Source organism: Roseateles sp. P5_E11 (assembly GCF_054049355.1).
Genome location: NZ_JBFUMO010000666.1, coordinates 1 through 2,907, shown reverse-complemented (window position 1 = coordinate 2,907; position 2,907 = coordinate 1). Strand labels below are relative to the sequence as shown.

General features: G+C 67.9%; 3 protein-coding genes. All 3 read right to left on the bottom strand.

What is annotated here, in order from left to right; all coding sequences use genetic code 11:
- Positions 1-414 (bottom strand): glycogen/starch synthase (locus ACXJKR_RS28835; RefSeq protein ID WP_457325762.1); only part of this gene is annotated, 414 nt, incomplete at its 3' end.
- Positions 411-1,670: a glucose-1-phosphate adenylyltransferase gene (glgC, locus tag ACXJKR_RS28830; protein WP_457325761.1), complete on the bottom strand. Its 1,260-nt coding sequence runs from the start codon at positions 1,668-1,670 to the stop codon at positions 411-413. The genes ACXJKR_RS28835 and glgC, both read right to left, overlap by 4 nt.
- Positions 1,671-1,738: 68 nt before the next feature.
- Positions 1,739-2,907 (bottom strand): DUF2325 domain-containing protein (locus ACXJKR_RS28825; RefSeq protein WP_457325760.1); only part of this gene is annotated, 1,169 nt, incomplete at its 5' end.

Genomic DNA, 2,907 nt, shown 5'->3' with positions numbered 1-2,907 from the left:
CACGATCTGCGGACGCCAGGCGGCATCCACGCCCTCGGCAAGACGGGCAGCCGCCAGGCCCAGCAGCGCGAAGCGACGGTGGTTGTCCGCGTATGCGACGCCGCTCTCATCCGCGTAAGGGTTGCCGGGCCGGTCGAAAAGACCAGGAGCGTCCAGTACATAGACGGGCATGTCGAAGCCCGGCAGCCGCCCGCGCAGCAGCGCTGCCCTGCCCTCGCTCCACGGTAGTGCGACGGGAACGACGGCGCATTCCAGGGTCAACGAATCGCGGATGGCCGGGAAACCCGGCACCAGCAGGCGCGGCTCCGCGCCTGCAGCGGCCAACGCCGCAGGCAGCGCACCAGCCACGTCGGCCAGGCCGCCCGTCTTCAGCAGCGGGAAGAGTTCCGCGCTGACCTGCAGAACTCTGGTCACAGCCTGGCCAGCATCTGCTTGGTGATCAGCACGACGCCGTTTTCCGTGCGCTCGAAGCGTTCGGCGTCCAGCACCGCGTCCTCGCCGACGACGAGGCCATCGGGGATCTCGCAACCGCGATCGACGATGACCTTGGTCAGCCGGCAATGCCGCCCGATCTCGACGCCGGGCAGCAGCACGCACTGGTGGATGTTGCAGAAGGAGCGGATGCGCACGTTGTTGAACAGCACCGACTGCACGACATGCGAGCCCGACACGATGCAGCCCGCGCTGACGATGGTGTTGACCGTCATGCCGTGCATGCCGTTGTGGTCGGGGATGAACTTGGCCGGAGGCAGCTGGCGCTGGTAGGTCCAGATCGGCCAGTCGGTGTCGTAGATGTCGAGCTCGGGGCTGATGGAGGCCAGGTCGAGGTTGGCGGCCCAGAAGGCGTCCAGCGTGCCGACGTCGCGCCAGTAGGGCGTGGCACCGTTGGGATTCATGATGCAGCTCATGCCGAAGGGGTGAGCCACGGCGCGGTTCTCGGCAACGACCTTGGGAATCACGTCCTTGCCAAAGTCATGGCTGGAGGTGGGGTCGGCCAGGTCTTCGGCCAGAAGCCGGTACAGGTAGTCGGCGTTGAAGATGTAGATGCCCATGCTGGCCAGGCAGACGCCATCGCGGCCCGGGATGCAGGGCGGGTCGGCGGGCTTTTCCTTGAAGGCCGTGATGCGACGCTCGTCGTCCACGGCCATCACGCCGAAGGCACTCGCCTCGCCCTTGGGCACCTCGATGCAGCCAACGGTGCAACCCGCCCCTGTGGCGACATGGTCCACCAGCATGCTGGAGTAGTCCATCTTGTAGATGTGGTCGCCCGCCAGCACGACGATGTAGTCGGCGCCGGTGCTCTGCACGATGTCCAGATTCTGGAATACCGCATCGGCCGTGCCGCGGTACCAGCTCTCATCGTCGGTGCGCTGCTGGGCCGGCATCAGGTCGACCGTCTCGTTGAGCTCGGCGCGCAGGAAGCTCCAGCCACGCTGGATGTGGCGCAGCAGCGAATGGCTTTTGTACTGCGTGACGACGCCGATGCGACGGATGCCGCTGTTGACACAGTTGCTCAGCGCGAAATCGATGATGCGGAACTTGCCGCCGAAGTAGACGGCCGGCTTGGCGCGCGAATCGGTCAACTGCTTGAGCCGCGAGCCGCGGCCACCGGCCAGGACGAGGGCGATGGCGCGGCGCGCGAGCTGGTGGGGAGAGGCGACGGGGGGCATGACAGTCTCCGGCTGCAAACAATTGCAGTTTGCGGCAGGCAGTTTGCCCGCCCGCTGGGGGCTTCCCCTCAGACCGCCGTATTTGCCCCTTCTTCGGCCGCCGCCAGGGCCAGCGCGCGCTCAAACGCGCTGCGGCTGGGCGTCTCGACGAAGACGCAACGCTTGCCGTGCCGCTTGCAATGGTCCTTCACGCGCCAGTAGGCGTCATGGCTGATGCAACCCGTCTGGCAGATGACGAGATCGGCCGCGGCGAGCTGGGGCTCCAGCTGGGCTGGCTTGTGCTCGCTGCCGCCGTCATGGTGCAGGAACTGCGCGCCACAGCCTTCCACGGCCTGACGGTACTGGGGCACGCTGCCGCTGCGGCCACCGACGCAGAGCACGACCCGGTGCTCCAGCTTCACGGTCTCAACGCGGACCTCTTGTTCGGCCCATGCGGCGGCGGGTTCTGCGGCATCCGCCACCGTCGGTGTGCGCGACGCGAGTCGGTTGACCTCGCGTTGCAGCGCCAGGTTGCGCTCCAACTGTTCGGCCAGGCGCTCGCGCAGGGCCTCGCGTTCGGGCAGATCGGGGCGCGCGGCCTGCCAATGCTGCAGTTGCCCCTGCGCCTGGGCGAGTTGGGTCTGCAGGCTGATCTGCGTGGCGCGGAACTGCATGCGCTCCTGCTCCCAGGCCTGCTGCTCGCGGGCGCGCTCCAGGCTCCAACCAGTCACGCGCTGCTGCACCTCGGCGTAATCGCGCGCCAGCGCCTGATGTTCGGCAGACAGCTCACGGTGGGCAGCCAAGTCCATGCGCTGCGCGGCGCCGACCTGGTGCTGCAGCATGTGCACCTGGCCCAGCACGCGCATCTCCAGCCATTCGTCGCACCGTGCGTGCGTCAGCGTGGCCCACAGCGCGCCGGCAATTTCGCCCTGGACGGCGCGGTTGCGCCACCAGCTCATCAGGCTTTCGCGGCATTTGGCCTGGGCGGCGTTGCGCACGTCGAGCGCGAAGCGCTGCTCCAGATCCTTTTGCAACGACTCGGACACCGCGTTGCGGCGCGCGGCTGCAGTGACGAGGCTGCAATGCAGCGTGTAGTCGTCCTCGTCGCCCTGCAGCACCAGTAGCTTCCTGGCCAGGATGCGCACGCGTTCCAGCGGCACGCAGACGCCGATGACGGGGCAGTGGGCATGGCTGCCCAGCTCCCACAGGCGGCGCCGGCGCGAGCCGGTGAGGGAGGGGAGCGCGGCATGCACAGCGC

Bases quoted from the DNA above. Each gene is read 5' to 3' on its own strand.
- glgC (WP_457325761.1), bottom strand. From the start codon at position 1,670: ATGCCCCCCGTCGCCTCTCCCCACCAGCTCGCGCGCCGCGCCATCGCC.